Source organism: Micromonospora pisi, assembly GCF_003633685.1.
GTDB lineage: Bacteria > Actinomycetota > Actinomycetes > Mycobacteriales > Micromonosporaceae > Micromonospora_G > Micromonospora_G pisi.
In genome coordinates this window covers 336,828-360,378 of the sequence record NZ_RBKT01000001.1, presented here as the reverse complement: position 1 = coordinate 360,378, position 23,551 = coordinate 336,828, and the positions used below count along the sequence as shown (strand labels likewise).

The following is a 23,551-nucleotide window of genomic DNA, read 5'->3' as shown; positions in this document are numbered from 1 at the left end:
TGGTTCCGTCCCCCAGACCCCCTAGCCACTAGGTCCCGAGGAGGTCCAACGTGGACGCTGCGAACACTCCTGCCCCCCACCCCCAGGGGGGCGGAACCACCGCTCCACCCAGCACCACCACATCCACAAAGGTCGCCGGAGAGGAGCGCGTCTGGCGGGCCGGCAAGCTCGAACCGATGCCGATCCGGGAACTGCCCGACGCCCCGCCCTCGATCCATCTGCTCGGCCCCACCGTGTTCCTCGTCGCGCTCGGCGTGGGCATGGGCGAGGCGTACATGTGGCCCCGGCTGGTCCTGGTCTTCGGACCGGAGATCCGGTGGCTGTTCCTGATCGGTGTGACGCTGCAGGCGTTCGTGATGCTGGAAATGGCCCGGTACGCGATGGCCACCGGCGAGAGCATCTTCTTCGGCGCCGCCCGAGTATTCAAACCACTGATGTGGTTCTTCTTCGGGGTGGCGATCCTGGTCTATATCTGGCCAGGACACCTATCCACCGGCGCCGCCGCCTTCGAGGAGGTCAGCGGCGTACCCTGGGTTGTCACAGCATGCATCGGCCTGATCGTCGTCGGCATCCTGTTCAGCCTGGCCTCGGTGATCTACCCCCTGCTGGAGAGCCTGCTCGGCATCCTGATCGGCGTGCTGGTCGTCGGCACCTCGGTGGCGGCCTCGCTGGTCGGCCAGTGGAGCGACGTCACCTCGACCCTCGGTGGCATGTTCCAGTTCGGCTACTTCCCCGAAGAGGCGATGTCCGCCGCCTGGTTCCCGGTGCTCGTCGGCGCGATCGCGTTCGCCGGACCATCCGGGATGCAGCAGATGTGGTACACCCTGCACCTGCGCGACTCCGGTGCCGGCATGGGCGCGCACATCCCGAAGATCCGTGGGCTGCGCTCCGCCGGACAGCAGGAGGAGATGCCGTCGCGCGGGTTCATGTTCGACACCGACAACCCGGCCGAGATGCGCAAGTGGAAGGGCTGGCGCAAGTGGGTGACCTTCGACGCCATCCTGCTCTTCTGGGGCATCACGATGCTGGTCACCATCTCGTTCACCGTGCTGGCCCAGACCGCGGCCCGGGAGAGCCCGGGCGTCGCGGACCTGATCCGCGACGGTGACCGGGAGGTCGCCCTCACCGCGATGGCGGACGCCTTCGCCTCGGCCGGCGCGCCGGTCCTGCGCGGCATCTTCCTCGGCTTCATCGCGCTGATCGGTCTCAACGCCACGCTCGGCCTGTTCGACTCCTTCTCCCGTGGCCAGGCGGACATGACCTACCACTTCGTACGCGGTGCGAAGCGGTTCAGCATGTCGAAGCTGTACGCCGGTTTCCTCTGGGGGGTCATCACCTTCGGGATCCTGATCCTGCTGTTCGGCCCCGCCGACGGCCCGGGCGCGATCCTCGACGTGCTGGCGTTCCTGTCCACCTTCGCCATGGGCACCTACTGCGTGGTGTTGCTCCTGGTGAACAACCGGATGTTGCCCAAACCCATCCGTCCGGGGATCCTGCCGAACCTGGTCATCGGTTTCGGAGCGGTCTTCTACCTGGGCATGCTCGTCTACAGCCTGGTCCGGTTCGGCGTGGTAGTGGGTTGAGATGACTACCAACCGGATGAGGGATCTCGGTCAGGTCGCGGTACCCGGCGCCCTGATCGGTGCCAGCGCCGGACTGGCGGCGGGTGGACTGGCCCTGATCGTGGGGCAGTCCGTCGGCTGGGCGGTCGCGACCGGCGTGGCGCTCGGGCTGCCGCTGGCGCTGCTCGGTGGCGGGTTCAGCGTGCTGCTCGGGATGGGGATCGTCACGCCCGGCGTGTTCGCGCCGGCCGGGCTCTACTGGTTCGTCGGGTTTCCGGTGGCCAGACTCGTCCACGAGGCGCTGGCCGGCCTACTGATCGTGGGCCAGCCGGCGCTCCCGCCGGACGTGCTCGGCTTCCTCGCCTACCAGGCGATGGTGAGTCTCGGGTTCGCCATCGGGTTCAGTTGGCTGCACGAGCGGTTCGCACCGGGTTGGCTGCGCCGGATCCGGCAGGGCAACCCGGCGGCCGAGCGGTTGTACGCCTTCTACCTCCGGCACGCCGAGGCGCAGTGGCAGGCCAAGGAGAACCGGCGGCGGAACCGCGGTGCCGGGCAGGGGTTGGGCCGGCTGATCCGGCCCCGGACCGGAGGTAGGGCATGAATCTTCCCGGCTGGGTGTGGGCGGTGACGATCACTGCCTTCCTCGTGATGATCGCCATCGACTTCTACCTGGTGGCCCGCAACCCACGCGACCCGTCGTTCCGGGAGTGCGTGGCGTGGGTGAGCTTCTACATCATGGCGGCGGTCGTCTTCGGCCTCATCCTCACCGGGACGGCGGGCGCGACGTACGGCGGGCAGTTCTTCGCGGGCTGGCTCACCGAGTACTCGCTCAGCGTCGACAACCTGTTCGTCTTCGTCATCATCATGAGTCGGTTCGCCGTACCGGTGCAGTACCGGCAGAAGGTGCTGCTGATCGGCATCGTGATCGCCCTCCTGCTCCGGGGCGTGTTCATCGCCGCGGGCGCCCAGGCGATCACCCGGTTCGACTGGCTCTTCTACCTGTTCGGCGCGTTCCTGATCTACACCGCCATCAAGCTGGTCGGGCCGCAGCAGGAGGACGAGTTCTCGGAGAACGTCGCACTGCGGGCGGTGCGGCGGGTGCTCCCGACGACCGAGAGCTACCACGGTGCGTCGGTGCTCACCAGGATCGACGGTCGGCGGATGGTGACCCCGATGCTGATCGTGATGGTCGCCATCGGAACCACCGACCTGTTGTTCGCGCTCGACTCCATCCCGGCGATCTTCGGCCTGACCCAGGAGCCGTACCTGGTCTTCACCGCGAACACCTTCGCGTTGATGGGCCTGCGGCAGCTCTACTTCCTGATCGGTGCCCTGTTGGACCGCCTGGTGTATCTGAGCAAGGGCCTGGCGCTGATCCTGGCGTTCATCGGCGTCAAGCTCGTGCTGGAGGCACTGCACCACGACGGTGTCGGTTGGGCTCCGGAGGTGCCGATCCTCGCCTCACTCGCGGTGATCATCGGAACCCTGCTGGTCACCACCGTCGCCAGCCTCCTGAAGACCCGGCGGGACGGACAGCGGGCCCCCCAGCCCACCGCCGTCCCGACCGGTACGACGGACGATCAGCCACGTACGCCGGAGGTCGCCATGGCGGAACGTGACGCGTCCTGAGTGGTTGTCACACCTTGACCAGGTCGTTCTCGGTGTGCTCGTTCAGCAGCCGCGCGATCTCCTCGTCGCTCGGCCGGGTGGCCCGCCGCTGGGATTCCAGCGCGAGCGCCAGGCCGAGCCCGAGGGTACGACCGTCGGCGTTGAATCCACGCGGAAGATTGAGTCCGCGCTGGATTCGGTTGAGGAAACGAACGAACTCTCCTTGGGTTGCCATGACCTTCTCACCTCGATGGTTATTGGCGTTCCCGCGGGACGACGCCCCGTGGGAGGGTGCGCACCGTCACGCGCGTCTGTTGCTGGCTGCTCCGTTGCCACCAGGGGACGGGCGCGGGTGCACGATGTGGTCGCCGAGGGCTCGGGCCGCGAGGCTCGGGCCCTCGGGCGTTGTGGTGTTGATCCGGGTCCGGTCTTCGGCGCGGCAGCTGATGTCCTGCCGCTGGGCCGCCGGGGTGTGCTGGGCCCGCCGCTGACCGGTGGTGCGAGCGGTCGACTCCGGTGGCGTGCCGGTGGTTCGGCGCCAGCCGGGTGGGGTGGTCGTGTGGGAAGTGGTTCCGTTCACCGCTCAGACCTGCTTCTTGCTCGATTCCCGTGACCCCGCCTGGGCTCCAGCATACAGGCTTTTGTATGCAAAATTTGATTCAGTGACCAAGGCCACGACGCTCGTCGCCGGGTCGTGGCGCTCGCTCCGTCGGGTCCGGAGAGGACCCTCCCTGCTGGACACCCGCGCGGTGGTCCTGGTTGGTTCCCCTACCCCCAGTGACGGCGGGCCAAACTTCGTGCTCTCCGGTGCCACGTTGTTGATCCAGCTTGTCCATGGTGGCGGGAGGTGCGCCGGGCGCAACCGGCGAGTGTGGTCCGGCCGGATATCACGCACCGCGTCGTTTCGCCCCGGGGGAGACCGGAGGGAGACGGCTACCGCTCCTGCGGAAAACCTTCTGCTACCCCCTAGACACTCCGCTGTTACATGGGCCACGATATTGCCTACCCCATACGGTATGCAATCCTTGAGGGTGGCGGAGGAAGCCCATGACTCGTCAGCGAGATCGAGCCCGTGCGGCGACCACCGTTGGCGCCGTGTTTCACGCGCGGCCCGTGCCGGTCGGCCCGTCCCGGCCACCGGCGTACGACCGTGCTCACCCGTGGACAGGGGAGGTTGCCCTGGTCGAGCAGCCGATGTGGAGCCGTGCGCCGTGCGCGCCCGCCGCGCCGCGCCCGCGTACGTCCCGGAGCAGTTTTCCAGCCCAACACCGCCGGACCCGTCGCGTCACCGTGCGCAGGTCGCCGGCGGCGACTCAAGGGAGTTGAGAAACATGGTTCAGACCGCGACCGAACCCGTCGTGGACCCGATCCTGGCCGAACCGAGTCGTGACCCGGAGCGAATCTCCGGTGGGCACCTGGTGGCCAAGGCGCTCAAGGCCGAGGGCGTCGACGTCATCTTCACCCTCTGCGGTGGCCACATCATCGACATCTACGACGGATGTGTCGACGAGGGCATCGCGGTGGTGGACGTCCGGCACGAGCAGGTCGCCGCCCACGCGGCCGACGGCTACGCCCGCGCCACCGGCAAGCCGGGATGCGCCGTGGTCACCGCGGGTCCCGGTACGACCGACGCCGTGACCGGGGTGGCGAACGCGTTCCGCGCGGAGAGCCCGATGCTCCTGATCGGCGGTCAGGGCGCGCTCAACCAGCACAAGATGGGCTCGCTGCAGGACCTGCCGCACGTGGACATGATGACGCCGATCACCAAGTTCGCCGCCACCGTGCCGCACACCGCGCGCGCGGCGGACATGGTGTCGATGGCGTTCCGGGAGGCGTACAACGGGGCACCCGGCCCGTCCTTCCTGGAGATACCGCGTGACGTGCTCGACGCGGAGGTGCGCCTGGCCGACTGCACCATTCCCGAGCCTGGCCGCTACCGTGCCTCGACCAAGAGCATCGGTGACCCGGCCGCGATCCAGCAGCTGGCCGACATCCTGGTCAAGGCGAAGAAGCCGACCGTGCTGCTCGGCACCCAGGTCTGGACGGCGCGGGGCAGTGACGCCGCGATCGACTTCGTCCGGACGCTGAACATTCCCGCTTACATGAACGGGTCGGCGCGCGGCACCCTGCCGCCCGGAGACCCGCACCACTTCCACCTGTCGCGTCGGTACGCGTTCAACAACGCCGACGTCATCATCATCGTCGGCACCCCCTTCGACTTCCGGATGGGCTACGGCCGCCGGTTGCCGAAGGGCGCGACCGTGGTGCAGATCGACCTGGACTACCGCACCGTCGGCAAGAACCGCGACATCGATCTCGGGCTGGTCGGCGACCCGGGTGCGATCCTCGCCGCGGTGACCCAGGCCGCGTCGGGCCGGATCGACAACGGAGCCGCCGGGCGGAAGCCCTGGTTCGCCGAGCTGCGGGCGGAGGAGACCACGGCGTACGAGAAGCGGCTGCCCCGCCAACTCTCCGACGCCAGCCCGATCCACCCGCTGCGGCTGGCCCACGAGATCAACGAGTTCCTCACCGAGGACTCGATCTACATCGGTGACGGCGGTGACATCGTCACCTTCTCCGGTGGTGTGGTGCAGCCGAAGTCGCCCGGTCACTGGATGGACCCCGGCCCGCTCGGCACCCTCGGTGTCGGCATCCCGTTCGTCCTCGCCGCCAAGTACGGGCGGCCGGACAAGGAGGTTGTCGCGCTCTTCGGCGACGGCGCCTTCAGCCTCACCGGCTGGGACTTCGAGACCCTGGTCCGGTTCAACCTGCCGTTCGTCGGCGTGGTGGGGAACAACTCCTCGATGAACCAGATCCGCTACGGCCAGGCGCAGAAGTACGGCGCCGCCCGTGCCCGGGTCGGCAACACCCTGGGCGACGTCCGGTACGACGAGTTCGCCCGGATGCTCGGCGGGTACGGCGAGGAGGTGCGCGATCCGGCCGACATCGGGCCCGCCCTGCAGCGGGCCCGCGAGTCCGGGCTCCCGTCGCTGATCAACGTCTGGGTCGACCCGGACGCGTACGCCCCGGGCACGATGAACCAGACCATGTACAAGTAAGGGCCTTCGGCCCGAATTCGGAATCAGTGGTTGCGGTTGAGGGTTCCGGACCTTTGTAGGGGGCCTTCGGCCCGAATTCGGAATCAGTGGTTGCGGTTGAGGACAGCTTGTTTCGACGGCCAGTGGGGATTGGCCGGACCAGCGTCGACCGGCGCGGCGGAAGCCGTACCGGTCGACGCTGGCGTGTGGGCGGAGAACGGCGGACGGTCCGGTTGGAACGAACCCCGCCGGGCTGCCGTGAGTCAGCCGGAAAACGGGCTGTGGTCGCCGCTGCGCGCCGAACCCGGCGCAACGAATACCGCCACCACCCGGCGTCGGATGGTGGCGGTACGGGCGCTGTGGGTCAGGCCAGGGCCTCCCGCTCGGCGGCCTCCTTGCGACGCTTGTGGTAGCTCTCCCGGGTGCGTTCGGTGTGCCGGCGCATCATGTCGCCCGCGCGCTTGCCGTTGCGGCTGGCGATCACCTCGATCAGGGCCGCGTGCTCGTCCCACGCCTCCCGACCACGGGAGCGCGCGATCGGCGCGTAGTACCACCGCACCCGACGGTCGACCAGCGCGATCAGTTCGGCCAGCACGTTGTTGCCCGACATCGACACCACGTACGCGTGCAGCGCGGCGTTGGCGGCGACCATGCCCTCCTGGTCGTCGTCGCTGAGCGCCTTCTCGCCGGCGCGCTGCAACCCCCACAGGTGCTCGATGTTCTCCGGCGTCGCCAGGCGGGCCGCCAGCCGGGCCGACTCGGTCTCGAGCAGGGTGCGGGCCGCGAGCAGTTGGTCCGCCTCGGATTCGGTCGGTACGTGCACGAAGGCGCCGAGCGCCGGCCGCAGGTCCACCCAGCCCTCGCTGTGCAGGCGCTGCAGCGCTTCGCGTACCGGCTGCCGGCTGACACCGAGCTGGGCCGCCAGTTCGTTCTCGACGAGGTGCTCGCCGGGCTGCAACTCACGATTGATGATCATTTCGGCGATCACGTCGTAGACCGCCTGGCGTAGCGGTGCGGGGCGCTCCAGCGGCTGGCGTACGGCACGGGCCTCGGCTCGTGCGGCGGCGAGCCGTCGTCCACCGCTGGCGGCGGCTGGCGGGCTCGGGTCCCAGTCCGTCATGGAAACCTCCGGCTCTGCTGGATCGATCGGACGCGATGCCCGTCCGAATGTGTTCATAGCATACAGTCGCCAAGATGCAATTCCTCGGCGCCACCACGATGAGGTTTAGCTGCGTCGATGCGCTGGCGCCGTTGCCCGCGGTCGGGTTGGACCCGTACGAATCTCTGGTGCCGTACGGCCGCGTTGCCGCCGGCGCACGCCCACCCGGGGTGGACGTGCGCCGGCGTGCCCTTGGTGACCGGTCGATCCAGGAGGACGTGCTTCAGTGGGAGGGCGCGGGGACTTCCGCGATCTCCGGGACCGGTTCGAACTCGTTGACCTTCGCGATCGAGAGCCCGTGCGCGGTGTTGGCCTCACGCTCGATCATCACCTCGACCAGCACCGGCCGGCTGGTGCGCTTCGCCTCCTTGCTGGCCCAGGCGAGCGTGTCGCTGATCTCGCCCGGCTCGGTGACCCGGCGACCGGAACAGCCGTACGCCTCCATGATTTTGACGTTGTCGGTGCCGTATTCGTCGTAGTGGATGTCCACCTCGAAGTTCATGTCGTAGCCGATCTCGGCCTGCCGGATCAGACCCAGGTACTCGTTGTTCAGCATCACCAGCACGAACGGCACGTTGTACTGCGCCGCGACCGCGAGCTCCTCGACCAGGAACTGGAACGAGTAGTCGCCGACCACCCCGACCACCTCGGCCTCGGGCCGGGCCGCCTTCACCCCGATCGCCGCCGGGATCTCCCAGCCGAGCGGCCCGGCCTGGCCGCACACCTGGTAGTGGCGCGGCTTGAACACGTGCTGGAACTGACCGGACCAGATCTGGTAGAGGCCGATCGCGGTGACGAAGTAGGTCTCCGGGCCGAAGAACTCGTTGATCTCCCGGAAGACCCGCGGCGCCTTGATCGGCACCGAGTCGAAGTCGTCCCGGCGGGTGAGCGTGCGGCGCAGTTCACGCACCCGCGCCACCCACTCCGTCCGGTCGACCCGGGTGTCACGGCGCCGGACCGCGTCGAGCAGCGCCGCCAGGAACGCGCCGGTGTCCGACACCACCCCGAGGTCCGGCCCGAACACCTTGCCGATCTGGGTCGGCTCGATGTCGACGTGGATGAACTTCCGGTCACCGCGATAGGTCTCCAGGTCACCGGTGTGCCGGTCACCGAACCGGGCGCCGAGGGCGAGCACCAGGTCGGACTCCAGGAAGGACGCGTTGCCGTAGCGCTGGGTGGTCTGGATCCCGGTCATCCCGGCGAACAGGTCGTGGTCCTCCGGGAGCGAACCCTTGCCCATCAGGGTCACCTGGACCGGGATGTCCAGCGTCTCGGCGACCTCGCGCAGCAGGTCGGTGGCGTCGCCGAGGATGACTCCGCCGCCGGCCAGGATGAGCGGCCGTTCGGCGGCGAGGAGCAGGTCCAGGGCGCGTTCCACCCGGGGCGGGTGCGGCTCGACCCGGGTCACCGGCAACGGGGCGTCGATAGCGGTGTCCCACTCGATCTCCTGCCGCTGCACGTCGAGCGGCAGGTCGATGAGGACCGGGCCGGGCCGGCCGGAGCGGGCGATCCGGAACGCCTCGCGGAAGATCCACGGCGCCTGGGCGGCCTCCTTGACCTGCACCGCCCACTTGGTGACCGGTTTGGCGATCTCGACGATGTCGACCGCCTGGAACGCCTCCTGGTGCAGTTTGCTGGTCGGCGCCTGCCCGGTGATGCAGATCATCGGGATGGAGTCGGCCTGCGCGGTGTAGAGCCCGGTGATCATGTTGGTGCCGGCCGGTCCCGAGGTGCCGATGGCGACACCGACCCGGCCGTTGGTCCGGGCCCAGCCGTCCGCCATGTGCGTGGCGCCCTCCTCGTGCCGGACGATGAGGTGCTTGATGTCGCTGTTCCTGAGTGCGGCGTACAGCGGCAGGATCGCGGCGCCGGGGCAACCGAACGCGATGTCCACGCCCTCCGACGCGAGCACGGCGACCACCGCTTCCATACAGGGGATCTTGGGCATAGTTTCCATACCTCTCGGGTGCGGGGGAGACGCTCAGCGGCGGATGGACGACGGGTGCCGGTGGAACGACGGATGCCGGAACGCCGGCGGCGGGTGGGCCGGGGCGACGGACGGTCAGAGCCGGGCGGACGCGCGGCGTTCCCGTGGCAGCCAACCGAAGCTGTCCGCGCTGGTGCCGAGGGGCTTGTACTCGCACCCCACGTAGCCGCGGTAGCCGGCCCGTTCCAACTGGGCGAGAAGGCCGTCGAGGTCGAGGTCGCCGGTGCCGGGCTGGTGGCGCCCCGGGGTGTCGGCGATCTGTACGTGTCCGATGTGCCCGGTGTGCGTGGTGATCACCTTCTCCAGGTCCTCACCGTTGCTCGCCAGGTGGTAGAGATCGCAGAGCAGTCGGACGTTGTGCTGACCGGAGCCGACCCGTACCCGGTCGATCACCGCGCGCACGTCCGTGGCGGTCGCCAGCGGATAGGCCGGGTTCTGCGCGCTGTTCAGCGGCTCGACCAGCACGATCGCACCCGCACCGGCGGCCGCCTCCGCGGCGAGCGCGAGGTTCTCCGCGGCCAGGTCGTCCTGCGCGGCCGGATCGACCCCGTCCACCCGGTTGCCGTACAGCGCGTTCAGCGCCCGGCAGCCGGTCGCCTCCGCGATCCCGATGGCCACGTCGATGTTGTCCCGGAAGCGGGCCGAGTTCGCCGGCTGGGAGAGCAGGCCCCGGTCGCCGGCGGCCATGTCACCGGCGTCGAAGTTCAGGCCGACCAGACGTACGCCGGCGTTGTCGAGCGCGGCGAGGAAGGCGCTGACGTCGCGGTCGGCCGGCACCGGCTCGGCGAACGGCCACCAGAACTCGACCGCGTCGAAACCGGCCTCGGCGGCGGCCGCCGGTCGGTGCAGCAGCGGCAGTTCGGTGAAGAGAATGGAGAGGTTCACGTCGAACCGGAGATCATGTGCCGTCATGGGCGGAGACTCCTGCGGTCGGGGCGGGCGGAGGGTCGGGGACCGGCGCCGCCGCCCGTACCGGTCGCGACGGCACGGGCGGCGGCTGGCGGTGGAAGGTCACACCGCCGGGTAACGGGCGTGCGACGGGAAGTTGCCGTAGAGCCGCTCGTCGGCCGGGCCCTCGGTGACCGCGTGGACCAGCAGCGTTCCGCCGACGAAGGCGCCCCGCCAGGACGCGCCCTTGCCGCCGAAGACCTCCTGCTTGTCGCCCCGCGACCGGGGCCGGTTGACCCCGACCTTGAACGCCTGCAGTTCGCCGCTGAGCCGGTGCGCCGTCGCCTCGTCGTCGCAGGCGATCGAGGCGACCAGCGCCCCGTTGCTGGCGTTCATCGCCGCCAGCAGCTCCGCCTCCGTGTCCACCAGGACGATCGTGTCGACCGGCCCGAACGGCTCGGCGTGGAACAGCGGCGATGAGGGAGGAGGGGCCAGGATCGCGGTCGGCGGCAGGTACGCCGAGGTGTCCTGCCCCGGCAGGAAGCGCCCGCTCTCCAGCGAGCCCCGGTAGAGCGGCACCCCGCCCTTGGCGATCGCCTCCTGCACCGCGTCGTCGAGTTCCTTGACCTTGGCGTCCTTGATCAGTGGCCCGAAGTCGAGCTCGGGTAGCTCCTCCTGACCGGGCTCGACCGCCAGTGGGTGCCCGAACCGCACACCTCGGACGGCGGGCAGGTACGCGGCGAGGAACTCGTCGAAGAGCGACCGCTGCACGACGTAGCGGGGGTACGCGGTGCAGCGCTGCTTGCCGTACTCGAAGGACTTGCGCACGTTGGTGGCGAGCAGGTCCCAGTCGCTGAACTCCCACACCCCCCAGCAGTTCAGTCCCTCCTGCTCGAGGACGTGACGCTTGTCCGAGTCGACCAGTCCGGCGGCCACCTGACCGCCGACGTCGCGCCCGCCGACGAAGAAGACGCACCCGATCTCGGCGGCCGCGACCAGCACCGAGGAGAGCTCCGCCCCACCGCCGCTGATCAGGGTGAAGGGCAGGTTGTGCCGCGCGGCGATGGCCACCGCCAGGGTCAGGCAGCTGACCCCGCCGTCCGAGGGGGCCTTGGCGATCACCGCGTTGCCGGCGAGCGCCTGCACCAGCATCGCGTGCATGATCACGCTCATCGGGTAGTTCCAGCTGGCGATGTTGCTGACCGGGCCGGCGAGCGGGGTACGCCCGTCGACCATCTCGTCGATCTCCTCGACGTACCAGCGCACCCCCTCGATGCAGCGGTCGACGTCGGCCCGGGCCAGCCGCCACGGCTTGCCGATCTCCCAGACCAGCAGCAGCGCCAGGAGGTCACGGTGCGCGTCGAGTTCGTCCAGTGCCGCGCTGACCCGCGCCTTCCGGGTGGCCAGCGGCAGCCGGGACCAGACCTGATGGGTGTCGAGGGCCGACCGGACCGCGGCGGTCGCGGTCGGGCTGGTGACCCGGGGTGGGCCGGCGATCGGCGTACCGTCCACGGGGGAGGTGGCCAGCGCGGGCACCCCGTCGGCCTGCCAGCGGCCGTCCCAGTAGTTGCAGAGGCGGCCATCGTGGAATGCCTCGGGTGCTACCTCCTGGCAACGGGCGTAGACGTCCGACCAAGCGGTACCAGGCTTGAGGATCAGGGGCACGGGAGCCTCCAGGGCGTCGGGTGTCCTGCGGAATGTGGCTGGCGCGCCGGGTCGCGTCAGGCGTCTGGTACGCCGAGGACGCCGGCGTCGCGCCGCTGGCTGGCCGGCACCGGATCCCGGTGTTCACGACTGAGCCATTCGCGCGTACTGCATACAGTATTCTGTCGCCCGAACCAGTGCAAGACTTCGAGCGGGTATTCGCTGCTGGGGTGCGGTTTCGCGGCCAACTCCGGTGGCCGCCGGACCGCGACCGGTGCGCTGTGGCGCAGCGGTGGGGACGGGCGGGTGGGTGGGGCTGGGGCTCAGGCCGCCGTCAGGGTCGGCGTGACGGTCCGCCGGGCGGCGGACCTGGCGAGCAGGTCGGTGGCGGCGTAGACGGTGCGCAGGGTGGGTGCCGGCGCGCTGGTGATGTCGGCCATCTCCACTACGGCCGCGATGATCGCGTCCAGTTCGAGTTCCTTGCCCGCCTCCAGGTCCTGCAACATGGAGGTCTTGTGATGCCCGACGCGTTGGGCGCCATCGATCCGTTTGTCGATGGAGATCTCCGGGTGGCTGCCCACCCGCGAGGCGATGTCGAGCGTCTCCTCCATCATCTGTGCGACCACCTGCCGGGTGCCGGGGTGCTCGCAGATCTCGATCATCGTGGCCCGGGTCAGGGCGCTGATCGGGTTCAGTGACACGTTCCCCATCAACTTGATCCAGATGTCGTCGCGCAGTTGGGGCTCGACCGGGCACTTCAGGCCGCCGGCGATCATCGCCGCGCTGAACTCCGTACACCGTCGGGAGATGGTCCCGTCGGGTTCGCCGATGGAGAAACGTGTGCCCTCGAGGTGTCGAATCACCCCGGGTGACTCGATCACCGTGGCCGGGTAGACCACGCAGCCGATCGCCCGCTCCGGCTCCATCACCGACGAGGTCTGGCCGTCCGGGTCCACCGCCTCGATCCGCTGGTTCTCGTACGGACCGGAGAGCTTGTGGAAGTACCACCACGGGATGCCGTTCTGGGCCGCGATGAGTGCGGTGTGCGGACCGAGCAGCGGGGTGAGGAGCGGCCCCGCCGAGGCGTACGAATGTGCCTTGAGGCCCAGGAAGACGTAGTCCACCGGACCGACCGCGGCGGGGTCGTCGGTGGCGTGCGGATGGGCGGAGAAATCGCCTCGCGGACTGAGGATCCGGACTCCGTTCCGTTGCAAAGCGGCGAGGTGCGCACCGCGGGCGATCAGGTGGACGTCCACTCCGGCGCGACAGAGGGCCGCGCCAACGTAGGCGCCGATGGCGCCGGCTCCGAGCACTGCGACTCGCACGGGCTGCTCCCTTCGAGCGCACACAAAAGACAGACTTCTGTATGCGTTATGGGGAGTACAGTATGCAATAGGGGTTCGTCACTGACAACCCTCGGTTGACCGGTGCCCGAAACGGGTGTCGGTGACGTCTTGCCTGGCCCCGGCGCGATCCGGTCAGGAAAGCGCCGCCCGCTGCCGCTATGGCTCCCGCGCCAGGGCCCCGGGCCGACGACACCCGACCCCGAGCGGACGGCCGGATCCATGCGACAGTCGCACGCACGACCACCCCGTCCAGGAGACCTGGACAGGGTGGAAGACGGAGCTGTCGGTGCCGGGAGACGCCCTGGACGGCGCAGGCCGGGTGGACCCCGCCGGCCTACGCCGTCACGGGGCGGCTACAGCGCGCCCTGAGCCGCGCTGTACGAGTGCTGGCCCGTCCCGGCCAGCCTCCCGCCATCAACGATCAGATACTCGTCGCGGATCGCCCGACCCTGGAAGTAGGACTCGAGGATCTCGCGGGTGCCCGCGGCGTACCGCGCCTGGGCGGAGAGAGTGGTGCCGGAGGTGTGCGGCGTCATGCCGTGGTTCGGCATGGTCCGCCACGGGTGGTCCGCCGGCGCCGGCTGCGGATACCACACGTCGCCGGCGTACCCGGCCAGTTGGCCGGACTCGAGCGCGCGGACGACCGCGTCCCGGTCGACGATCTTTCCCCGGGCGGTGTTGATCAGGTACGACCCGCGCCTCATCTTCGCCAGCAGCGCGTCGTCGAACATGTTCTCGGTCTCCGGGTGCAGCGGGCAGTTGATCGTCACCACGTCGCACGCCCGCACCAGCGACTCGACGTCCGGGTGCCAGGTGACGTTCAGTTCCTGCTCGACCTCCGGGGCGAGCCGGTGCCGGTCGGTGTAGTGCAACGCGACGTCGAAGGGCTTGAGCCGACGCAGTACGGCCAGCCCGATCCGACCGGCGGCGACCGTACCGACCGCCATCGCCTCGAGGTCGTACGCGCGCGCCGAGCAGTCGGCGATGTTCCAGCCGCCGTCGCGTACCCACTGGTGCGACGGAAGGTAGTTGCGAACCAGCGCGAGGGTCATCATCACCACGTGTTCGGCCACGCTGATGCTGTTGGAGTACGTCACCTCCGCGACCGTGATGCCCCGCCCGATGGCTGCCGTCAGGTCGACGTGGTCCGAACCGATGCCGGCGGTGATGGCCAGTTTCAGGTTCGGCGCCTTGGCGATTCGTTCCGCGGTCAGGTAGGCGGGCCAGAATGGTTGGGAGATGACCACCTCGGCGTCGGCGAGTTCCCGGTCGAATGCCGAGTCCGGACCCTCCTTGTCGGAGGTGACGACGAGGGTGTGCCCCAGGGATTCGAGATAGGGGCGCAGGCCGAGTTCGCCGGAGACACTGCCGAGGAGCTGGCCGGGAGTGAAGTCGATCTTCTCCGGACTCGGCGCGGTCTGCCCACCGGGATAGTGGTCGATGTGCGGCACACCGTCCCGGGCGTAGGAACTCGGGTAGCCGGTGACCGGGTCGTCGTAGAGCACGCACAGCACTTTCGCCATGGTGGTGTCCTCTCTCGAAACGATCGGGGACGGATCAAGGCCCGGGAGACTCTGGTGGCGGTTCTTCGCCACCTGTTCCTGATGGCGGATGTCCGGGTCGCTCCGTGAACAGTTCCCAGCCTGCGTCGTACCGGCCCCGGCCACAATGAGCAGTTCCCGAACGTCCGATCGGTGCCGCCTATCGAGCCCGGTCAGGTTCTGATTCGGGCCGAAGGTGGGTGTCCGGGCGGCGACCGCCGGTGTCCCCGCTGAGTGGGGTGATCCTCGTTGGAGGGTTCCGTGGGTGCTCATGCTCGCGGCGAGCATGGGTTTCGGAACCCGAGTTACGCCGCCGTCTTGGGGCTCCCTGTAGGCATGCTGGTGAATCTGGGCTGCCGTGGGAATCGGAGTGTGCCGGTACAGTGCCGCCGTGCCTCACACCGACACCGACCAGATCATCGCTGCTTGGGCTGCCGGGCAGCCCGTTGCCGAGATTGCCGCCCGACATGACATTGCTCCTCACACCGTCGAGCAGATCATTGCTGGTCAGCCGCCCGCCGAGCAGCCTCCGCGCCCGCCCCTCACGGTCGTCGTCGCGATGGCAGTCGTGCTCCTCGATGCCTTGATCATGCTGATTGATCTTGTCGGCGCGGGTACATCCGATTCCCTGGGACTCGTGGTTGTGTCGATCGGACTGCATGGTTGGCTTGTTTGGGCACTGTGGAAAGGCTGGCGTCGGGCCCGCTGGCTAACCCTGGGCGCTGGCGCTCTCCTCACGATTACCTCGCTGCTGGGGGGCGGTACGCCGTATCTCCTACGCGCCTTGGTGGGAGTCGCGCTGGTGGCCCTGATCGTGCCCAAGGCGTCCCGTTCCTGGTTCGATCGCTAAGAGCCGGACAACGGGCAGGTCGTTCTCGCCAACGGTCAAGTGGGCTGGTCGGTCCAGTCGCGCCCTCACGATATTTCGTGAGAGCTGACCTGCGGCGCTGCCTGCTCAGCCGTCGAATCTCGCCGTCAGGTCGACGGGGACCAGATTGTCCAGGCTGCGTTGCAGGTCGAGCTCTTCCGCGACGTGCACCAGTGCGCTGACGACCAGTGGGGGAGGGTCGCGGTCGAGGATGACCAACCCGACGGTGCTGGTCGCCGCCGGCCGGGCCAACGGCAGTACCCGGGTGCCCGGTGGCACCCCGAGCAGACCGAGCCAGGCCTGCGGGATGACGCTCGCCCAGCGTCCACCGCGTACGTGCGAGCAGAGGGTGGAGACGGAGTTTGTTTCCATCCGGGGGGTCACGGTCACCCCGGCCCGGTGGAACAGCCCGTCGAGGATGCGCCGGTTCTGCATGTCCGGGGTGAGCAGACAGAGCGGCAGGCGGGCGGCCTCGGCCCAACCGACCTCGGTACGGCCGGCGAAGTCACCGTTCTCCGGTGTCAGCAGGACGTAGCGTTCGGAGTAGAGGGGTACGGTCCGGAAGCCCGCCATCGGTTCACCGGAGAGATAGGTCAGACCGGCGTCGAGTTCGAAGTCGGTCAGCCGGCGCAGGATCTCGTCCGAGGTCAGCGACAGTACGGTGAGGTTCGTGCCCGGGTGCCGGTCGCGGAACGGCCCGGTGAGCAGCGAGACCGGTGGCAACGAGGCTGGTACGGCACCGAGGCGCAGATGCCCGGTCAGGCCCTCGTGGCTGGTCCGGCCGAACTCGGCCATCAGTTGGTCCCGGTCGGCGAGCAGACGCCGGCCCCAGTTCAGAAGCCGTTCGCCTTCCGGTGTCAGTCCTTCGAAGCGGTGTCCGCGGCGCACCACGGCGACCCCGAACTCCGCCTCCAGCTTGCGGATGCCGTCGGAGAGGGTCGGTTGGCTGACCCAGCAGGCGGCAGCCGCCCGCCCGAAGTGCCCCTCGCGGGCGAGGGCGCTGAGATATTCCAGGTGCCGCAGGAACAAGGCCCACCAACCCTTCGTCCACGAACCCTCCGAATGGCCCCGGTCGCGCCGGGTGACAAGCATTGCATCCCATGACACCTAGCCTCCTAGGATGCAGTAGAGGTGGTGCGATCCCTCATGTCACGGAACGGTGTCGGTTACGTCGACAGGTGAATGTCGTTCGTGTACCGCATGGCCAACGGAAACCTGATCTTGAAATGCTGGACCGATGTATGACTTCGATCTCCTCGTGCTCGGGTCCGGCCCGGGTGGACAGAAGGCGGCGGTCGCGGCGGCGAAACTCGGCCGGCGGGTAGCGGTCGTCGAGCGCGTCGACATGGTCGGCGGCGTCTGCATCAACACCGGGACGATCCCGTCGAAGACCCTGCGCGAGGCGGTCCTCTATCTCACCGGGCTGAGCCAGCGGGAGACGTACGGCCAGAGTTACCGGCTCAAGGACGACATCACGGTGGCCGACCTCGCCGCCCGTACCCAGCACGTGATCGGGCGTGAGATCGACGTCATCCGCAACCAGTTGTCCCGTAACCGGATCCGACTGATCGGCGGCAGCGGTCGCTTCACCGACCCGCACACCATCGCGGTCACCGACGGCCGGGGGCGCGAATCCGCGGTGACCGCCGAGAAGATCGTGATCGCCGTCGGAACCCGTCCGGCCCGCCCCGCCGGGGTCGCCTTCGACGAACGTACGGTGGTCGACTCCGACGGCATCCTCAATCTCGAACAGGTCCCCGGCTCGATGGTGGTGGTCGGCGCCGGCGTCATCGGCATCGAGTACGCCTCGATGTTCGCCGCCCTCGGCACGAAGGTCACCGTGGTCGAGCGGCGGGACAGGATGCTCGACTTCTGCGACCTGGAAATCGTCGAGGCGTTGAAGTACCACCTGCGGGACCTCGCGGTGACGTTCCGCTTCGGTGAGGCCGTCGCATCGGTGGAGCGGCATCCCCGTGGAGCCATCGCCGTCCTGGAGAGCGGCAAGCGGATCGCCGCGGACACGGTGATGTACTCCGCCGGACGTCAGGGCACCGCGGACGCGCTGGACCTGGAACGGGCCGGGCTGAGCGCGGACGCGCGGGGCCGGATCAAGGTCGACGAGTGGTTCCGCAGCCACGTACCGCACATCTACGCGGTCGGTGACGTGATCGGCTTTCCCGCGCTCGCCTCGACCTCGATGGAGCAGGGGCGGCTGGCCGGTCACCACGCCTGCGACGAGCCGGTACGGGAACTCTCGCAGCAACAGCCGATCGGCATCTACTCGATCCCGGAGATCAGTTTCATCGGCCGGACCGAGGAGGAGTTGACCGCGGCCCAGGTGCCGTTCGAGGTGGGCGTAGCACGTTACCGCGAACTCGCCCGTGGCCAGATCATCGGAGACTCGCACGGCATGCTGAAGCTGCTGGTCTCACCGGCCGACCACACCCTGCTCGGCGTGCACATCTTCGGCACCGACGCCACCGAGCTGGTGCACATCGGGCAGGCGGTGATGGGCTGCGGCGGCAGCGTCGACTACCTGGTCGACGCGGTGTTCAACTACCCGACCCTCGCCGAGGCGTACAAGGTCGCGGCGCTTGACGCGATGAACAAGTTGCGACACATCGCCCAACTGCCGAAGTGACCCGTCGGGTCAGTCGTGGGCGGTGAAGGCGGCGAGCAGCCGGTCGGCGGCGAGCGCCGGGGTCAGGTTCCCCTCGAGTACCTGACGTTCCAGGTCCGGGGCGAGCGCGGTGACCGCCGGGTCCGCACGCAGCCGGTCGAGCAGCCCCGAGCGGACCAGGTCCCAGAGCCAACGCACCTGCTGTCGGCTGCGCCGGGCGTCGAGTTCGCCACTGGCGCGGAGCGTCTCCTGGTGGGCGACGAGGTGTCGCCACACCTCGGTCAGGCCGGTGCCCTCCTGCGCGCTGCAGGTGAGCACGGGCGGCTGCCACCCGCCCTCGGCCGTACGCAGCAGCCGCAACGCGCCGCCCAGTTCCCGCGCCGCCGTACGGGCCTCGGCCGCGTGCGGGCCGTCGGCCTTGTTGACCGTGATCACGTCGGCGAGTTCGAGTACGCCCTTCTTGATTCCCTGGAGCTGGTCGCCGGTGCGGGCCAGCGCGAGGAGCAGGAAGGAGTCGACCATCTCGGCGACCGTGGTCTCGGACTGCCCGACGCCGACGGTCTCCACCAGGACCACGTCGTAGCCGGCGGCCTCCACCACGACCATCGCCTCCCGGGTGGCCTGGGCGACGCCGCCGAGGGTGCCGGCGGTGGGGGAGGGCCGGACGAACGCGGCCGGGTCGGTGGCGAGCCGGGTCATCCGGGTCTTGTCGCCGAGGATGCTGCCGCCGGTGCGGGTGGAGGAGGGGTCGACCGCCAGCACCGCCACCCGGTGACCGTCGGCGGTGAGCAGGCTGCCGAGCGCGTCGATGAAGGTCGACTTGCCGACGCCGGGCACCCCGGTCACCCCGATCCGGCGGGCGTTGCCGGAGTGCGGGGTGAGCGCGACGAGCAGTTGCTGGGCCAGCGCCCGGTGGTCGGGGCGCCGCGACTCCACCAGGGTGATCGCCCGGGCTATCCAGGCCGGGGCCCCGGCGAGCACGCCCGCGGCGTACGCCTCGACGTCAGGTGCGGCTCGGGTCATGCGGTGGGCGCCGAATGGCCGAGCCGGCGGCCCAGTTCGGTGAGGAGGTCGAGAGCGGCATCGGCGATGACCGTACCCGGGGGGAAGATGGCCGAGGCGCCGGCTTCCCGGAGGGCGTCGAAGTCCTGCGCGGGGATCACCCCACCAACAATGATCATGACGTCGTCGCGGCCCAGCGCGGCGAGTTCGTCGCGGAGCGCCGGCACCAGGGTCAGGTGACCGGCGGCGAGGGAGTTCACCCCGACGATGTGCACGTCGGCTTCGACCGCCTGGCGGGCGACCTCGGCCGGGGTCTGGAACAGCGGTCCGACGTCGACGTCGAAGCCGAGGTCGGCGAAGGCGGTGGCCACCACCTTCTGGCCACGGTCATGCCCGTCCTGCCCCATCTTGGCCACCAGGATGCGGGGCTGACGCCCCTCGGCGGCACCGAACGCGGCGGTGGCGGCCCGGACCCGTTCGATGTTGGTCACCTCGCCGGCCTCGTTGCGGTACACCCCTGAGATCGTACGGATCCGCGCGGCGTGCCGGCCGTACACCTCCTCCAGCGCGTCGGAGATCTCGCCGACGGTGGCCTTGGCTCGGGCGGCGTCGACCGCGAGGGCGAGCAGGTTGCCGGAGAGGTCGCCGTGGGCGGCGGGTTCGGTGGCGGCGGCCGCCCGGCGCAGTGCGTCGAGCGCGTCCGCCCATGCCTTCGGATCACGCTCGGCGCGCAGCCGTTCGAGCTTGGCGATCTGCTCGGCGCGGACCGCGCTGTTGTCGACCCGGAGTACGTCGATCGGTTCGTCCGCCTCGGGCCGGTAGGTGTTGACGCCGATCACCGGCTGGCGACCGGAGTCGATGCGGGCCTGGGTACGGGCCGCCGCCTCCTCGATCCGCAGCTTGGGAATGCCCTCGTCGATGGCGCGGGCCATGCCACCGGCGGCTTCGACCTCCTGGATGTGCTCCCAGGCACGGGCGGCGAGGTCGTGGGTGAGGCGTTCGACGTACGCGCTGCCGCCCCAGGGGTCGATCACGCTGGTCGTGCCGGATTCCTGGGTGAGCAGGAGCTGGGTGTTGCGGGCGATGCGGGCGGAGAAGTCGGTGGGCAGGGCGAGCGCCTCGTCGAGGGCGTTGGTGTGCAGGGACTGGGTGTGGCCCTGGGTGGCGGCCATGGCTTCGACGCAGGTACGGATGACGTTGTTGTAGACGTCCTGGGCGGTGAGCGACCAGCCGGAGGTCTGGCAGTGCGTCCGCAGGCTCGACGACTTCGGGTTCTGGGGCTTGAACTCGCGCAGGAGCTTGGCCCAGAGCAGTCGGGCCGCGCGGAGCTTGGCGACCTCCATGAAGAAGTTCATGCCGATGGCCCAGAAGAACGAGAGCCGGGGCGCGAAGGCGTCGATGTCCAGACCGGCGGCCTGGCCGGCGCGGAGGTATTCGATGCCGTCGGCGAGGGTGTAGGCGAGTTCGAGGTCGGCGGTCGCCCCGGCCTCCTGAATGTGGTAACCGGAGATGGAGATGGAGTTGAACCGGGGCATCCGCGCGGAGGTGTAGGCGAAGATGTCGGAGATGATCCGCATCGAGGGCCCGGGTGGGTAGATGTAGGTGTTGCGGACCATGAACTCTTTGAGGATGTCGTTCTGGATCGTGCCGGAGAGCTGTTCCGGCGCGACGCCCTGTTCCTCGGCGGCGACGATGTAGAGAGCGAGGACGGGGAGCACGGCCCCGTTCATGGTCATCGAGACGCTCATCCGGTCCAGCGGGATGCCGTCGAAGAGTTCCCGCATGTCGTAGATGGAGTCGATGGCCACCCCGGCCATGCCGACGTCGCCGGTGACCCTGGGGTGGTCGGAGTCGTACCCCCGGTGGGTGGGCAGGTCGAACGCGACCGACAGTCCCTTCTGTCCGGCGGCGAGATTGCGCCGGTAGAAGGCGTTCGACTGTTGCGCGGTGGAGAAGCCGGCGTACTGGCGGATAGTCCACGGCTGGGTGGTGTACATGGTCGGATAGGGGCCCCGCAGGTAGGGGGCGATCCCGGGATAGGTGCCCAGGAAGTCGACGCCGGTCAGGTCCGCCGGGGTGTAGAGCGGGGCGACGCTGATCCCCTCCGGGGTCTCCCAGGCCAACTTCTCCGGGTCCACACCGGTCTGGTCGCGCACCTCGGCCCGCCACCGGTCCCGATCAGCCCCGGTACCGGGGCTCGGCGTACCGAGCTCAACGTGGGAGAAATCCGGGATCATCACGCCACCCCCAGGTCACGTAGCGTCGTTTCGAGCACCGCGACCGCGTCGCAGCCGGTGAACAGGTAGGAGTCCACGTTGTCGTACCCGCCGGGCTTACCGGCGAGCCACACCCGGGTGGCCCCCGCCGAGGCGAGCGCCCCGGCGACGGAGGAGGCCAGCGCGGCGTAGCTCTTGTCGGTGCCGCAGATGCACGCCACGGTGGCGCCGCTGGCGGCGAAGGCGGCGGCGATCTCCGCCGGGTCGGTACCGGGTCCGCTCCGGGTGGTGGTGACGCCACCGGCGGCGAAGAGGTTCGCCGCGAACGACGCCCGGGCGGTGTGCGCGGCGACCGGACCCAGGGTGGCGAGGAAGACGGTGGGTGGGGCGCCGGTGCCCGCCTGGTGCGCGTCGGACCGGTCCCGCAGGGCCTCGAACCGCTCCGCGTACCGGTGTCGGGGCAGGCCACCGTCGACCGGCACGGGTGCCGGCGCACGGGTTGGAAGGGCCTCGTCCAGGTTCGGGAACTCGCTCACACCGGTGATCGGATCACGGCGGTGGTCGAGGTTCTCCGTACGCCGCTGCCAGGTGGTGGCCAGCCGTTGCGCGACGAGCCCGCTGGTGAGTGCGATGGCCAGGCCACCGGCCCGTTCGATCTCGGTGAACCAGGCCCATGCCGCCTGGGCGAGGTCCTCGGTCAGACGCTCGACATACCAGGAGCCACCGGCGGGGTCGATCACCCGGTCCACGTTGGCCTCGGCGAGCAGCAGTGACTGGGTGTTGCGGGCGATCCGGCGGCTGAACCCGTCCGGCAGCCCGAGCCGGGCGTCGAACGGCTGCACCGTCACCGCGTTCGCTCCGCCCACCCCGGCGGCGAAGCAGGCCAGGGTGGTACGCAGCATGTTCACCCACGGGTCGCGCGAGGTCATCATCGCCGACGACGTCACCGCGTGCTGGTACTGCGCGCCGGCTGCCGGGACACCGCAGACCTCGGCGACCCGGGCCCAGACCCGACGGGCGGCCCGCAACTTCGCGATGGTCAGGAACTGGTCGGCCGTCGCGGCGTACCGGAACTCCAGCTGTCCCAGCGCGGCGACCGGGTCGAGCCCGGCGTCGGTGAGCGCCCGCAGGTAGGCCACCCCGGCGGCGAGTGCGCACCCGAGTTCCTCGGCGTCGCTGCCGCCCGCGTCGTGGTAGACGGTGGCGTCCACGGTGATCGCCCGCAGCCGGGGGTGGTCGGCGGCACAGCGGCGGGCGAGTGTCGCCGCCGTACGCGGGTCCGCCGGGGTGCCGGTGCGCGCCTGCCAGCCGAGCGGGTCGGCGCCCAGGCTGCCGTTCAGTTCGGCGGTGTCGACCTTCCGCCTGGCGGCGAGGGCGAACAGGGCGGCGGCGGCCTGTTCGGTCGCCGGGCCGGCGTCGAGGACCACGCCCGCGACGTCGAGATAGACCCCGTCGAGTACGGCCGGTAGCGACTCGTGGTCCAGTCCGCCCGGTTCCAGGGCCAGCCAGATCGAGGTGACGCCGTTCTCCAGGTCGGTCAGGACGGCCTCGCGGGTGGCGACCGGATCGGGGTCGACGTGACGCTGCCGGACATCCCAGCCGGGGCCGAGTGATCCGGTCGGCCGCCCACCACGGGTGAACGGTGGCAGGCCGGGTAGACCGGGTGGTACGGGGACGTCTGCGGCGGTGTACAGCGGGGCCAGCCGGATGCCGTCGTACGTCGTCCGGGAGAGCAGGTCGTCGACGTCCTCCGGGCCGGTTCGCTCGTCGGCGACGCCGCTTTTCCGCAGGACGGCGAGGGCCAGTTGGCGCCACTGGGCCGGGGTCGCGGGCACGAAGTCAGCGGCGAGGCTCAGCTCTCCTGGTGACCGGGTCATGAACGGAGACTAAGGGGAGCGCCGGGTGGCCCGCTCACCGGTGGGTGGGTCGGCGGGCACGGTGACCGCTTCGGTGCCCGTCGCCATGGCCGCCCCGGTGACGCTGTGTCCGGTGTACGGGAAACAAATATTCACTATTCGGGCATATCGGTTGTTCGGCTCGGGTTGCCGGGACCGATAACCAGTGGATTGGTC

The 23,551-nt window shown here is 69.6% G+C and carries 18 protein-coding genes; 6 read left to right on the top strand and 12 right to left on the bottom strand.

Annotated elements, in window-relative coordinates:
* Positions 1 to 50 precede the first annotated feature (50 nt).
* Genes BDK92_RS01540 through BDK92_RS01530 form a run of 3 tightly spaced genes read left to right on the top strand, consistent with a single transcriptional unit; the run spans position 51 to position 3,191 of the window.
* Entirely contained in the window at positions 51 to 1,583 is a 1,533-nt protein-coding gene (locus tag BDK92_RS01540; RefSeq protein ID WP_170208448.1) for an Nramp family divalent metal transporter, read from the top strand.
* 1 nt (position 1,584) lies between these two features.
* Entirely contained in the window at positions 1,585 to 2,163 is a 579-nt protein-coding gene (locus BDK92_RS01535) for a hypothetical protein (protein WP_121153892.1), read from the top strand.
* On the top strand, positions 2,160 to 3,191 hold the full coding sequence (locus tag BDK92_RS01530) for a TerC family protein (RefSeq protein WP_121153890.1): 1,032 nt from the start codon (positions 2,160 to 2,162) through the stop codon (positions 3,189 to 3,191). Before BDK92_RS01535 ends, BDK92_RS01530 begins: the two co-directional genes overlap by 4 nt.
* 7 nt (positions 3,192 to 3,198) lie before the next feature.
* On the opposite strand, the gene BDK92_RS01525 is transcribed toward BDK92_RS01530, so the two are convergent.
* The gene (locus tag BDK92_RS01525; RefSeq protein WP_121153888.1) at positions 3,199 to 3,405 is read right to left on the bottom strand and encodes a hypothetical protein; all 207 of its coding nucleotides are present in this window, start codon (positions 3,403 to 3,405) and stop codon (positions 3,199 to 3,201) included.
* A gap of 66 nt (positions 3,406 to 3,471) precedes the next feature.
* Complete coding sequence (locus BDK92_RS01520) at positions 3,472 to 3,750, bottom strand: hypothetical protein (protein WP_121153886.1); 279 nt, start codon at positions 3,748 to 3,750, stop codon at positions 3,472 to 3,474.
* Positions 3,751 to 4,501: 751 nt separating this feature from the next.
* Here BDK92_RS01520 and BDK92_RS01515 point away from each other — a divergent pair.
* Entirely contained in the window at positions 4,502 to 6,229 is a 1,728-nt protein-coding gene (locus BDK92_RS01515; protein WP_211349007.1) for a thiamine pyrophosphate-binding protein, read from the top strand.
* 343 nt (positions 6,230 to 6,572) lie between these two features.
* Here BDK92_RS01515 and BDK92_RS01510 read toward each other — a convergent pair whose 3' ends face one another.
* The 6 genes from BDK92_RS01510 to BDK92_RS01485 all read right to left on the bottom strand — a co-directional run bounded on the left by BDK92_RS01510 (position 6,573) and on the right by BDK92_RS01485 (position 14,755).
* Complete coding sequence (locus tag BDK92_RS01510) at positions 6,573 to 7,328, bottom strand: GntR family transcriptional regulator (protein ID WP_121153884.1); 756 nt, start codon at positions 7,326 to 7,328, stop codon at positions 6,573 to 6,575.
* A 262-nt stretch (positions 7,329 to 7,590) separates the two neighbouring features.
* Positions 7,591 to 9,315, bottom strand: coding sequence for a glyoxylate carboligase (gcl, locus tag BDK92_RS01505; RefSeq protein WP_121153882.1), 1,725 nt, complete (start codon positions 9,313 to 9,315; stop codon positions 7,591 to 7,593).
* Positions 9,316 to 9,429: 114 nt separating this feature from the next.
* Complete coding sequence (locus BDK92_RS01500; RefSeq protein ID WP_121153880.1) at positions 9,430 to 10,266, bottom strand: hydroxypyruvate isomerase family protein; 837 nt, start codon at positions 10,264 to 10,266, stop codon at positions 9,430 to 9,432.
* Between the two features lie 99 nt (positions 10,267 to 10,365).
* Entirely contained in the window at positions 10,366 to 11,907 is a 1,542-nt protein-coding gene (locus tag BDK92_RS01495) for an aldehyde dehydrogenase family protein (RefSeq protein ID WP_246016718.1), read from the bottom strand.
* A 302-nt stretch (positions 11,908 to 12,209) separates the two neighbouring features.
* On the bottom strand, positions 12,210 to 13,211 hold the full coding sequence (locus BDK92_RS01490; RefSeq protein ID WP_121153876.1) for a 2-dehydropantoate 2-reductase: 1,002 nt from the start codon (positions 13,209 to 13,211) through the stop codon (positions 12,210 to 12,212).
* A gap of 374 nt (positions 13,212 to 13,585) precedes the next feature.
* On the bottom strand, positions 13,586 to 14,755 hold the full coding sequence (locus BDK92_RS01485) for an NAD-dependent formate dehydrogenase (protein ID WP_121153874.1): 1,170 nt from the start codon (positions 14,753 to 14,755) through the stop codon (positions 13,586 to 13,588).
* 409 nt (positions 14,756 to 15,164) lie between these two features.
* Between BDK92_RS01485 and BDK92_RS01480 the strand changes: the two genes are divergently transcribed.
* Entirely contained in the window at positions 15,165 to 15,623 is a 459-nt protein-coding gene (locus BDK92_RS01480; RefSeq protein ID WP_121153872.1) for a hypothetical protein, read from the top strand.
* Positions 15,624 to 15,728: 105 nt separating this feature from the next.
* Here the strand turns inward: BDK92_RS01480 and BDK92_RS01475 are convergent, their stop codons facing one another.
* A complete protein-coding gene (locus BDK92_RS01475; protein ID WP_211349004.1) occupies positions 15,729 to 16,748 on the bottom strand; it encodes a LysR family transcriptional regulator in 1,020 nt (339 codons plus the stop codon).
* A 130-nt stretch (positions 16,749 to 16,878) separates the two neighbouring features.
* Here BDK92_RS01475 and sthA point away from each other — a divergent pair, with 130 nt between their 5' ends.
* On the top strand, positions 16,879 to 18,282 hold the full coding sequence (gene sthA, locus BDK92_RS01470) for a Si-specific NAD(P)(+) transhydrogenase (RefSeq protein ID WP_121153869.1): 1,404 nt from the start codon (positions 16,879 to 16,881) through the stop codon (positions 18,280 to 18,282).
* Positions 18,283 to 18,291: 9 nt separating this feature from the next.
* Here the strand turns inward: sthA and meaB are convergent, their stop codons facing one another.
* The 3 genes from meaB to BDK92_RS01455 are packed head-to-tail and all read right to left on the bottom strand — an operon-like array spanning position 18,292 to position 23,356.
* Positions 18,292 to 19,284, bottom strand: coding sequence for a methylmalonyl Co-A mutase-associated GTPase MeaB (meaB, locus tag BDK92_RS01465; RefSeq protein WP_121153867.1), 993 nt, complete (start codon positions 19,282 to 19,284; stop codon positions 18,292 to 18,294).
* Positions 19,281 to 21,500 (bottom strand): methylmalonyl-CoA mutase, encoded by a 2,220-nt coding sequence (gene scpA, locus BDK92_RS01460; RefSeq protein WP_121153865.1) that lies wholly within the window; start codon positions 21,498 to 21,500, stop codon positions 19,281 to 19,283. Before scpA ends, meaB begins: the two co-directional genes overlap by 4 nt.
* The gene (locus BDK92_RS01455; protein ID WP_121153863.1) at positions 21,500 to 23,356 is read right to left on the bottom strand and encodes a methylmalonyl-CoA mutase family protein; all 1,857 of its coding nucleotides are present in this window, start codon (positions 23,354 to 23,356) and stop codon (positions 21,500 to 21,502) included. The genes scpA and BDK92_RS01455 overlap by 1 nt, the downstream gene beginning before the upstream one ends.
* Positions 23,357 to 23,551 lie beyond the last annotated feature (195 nt).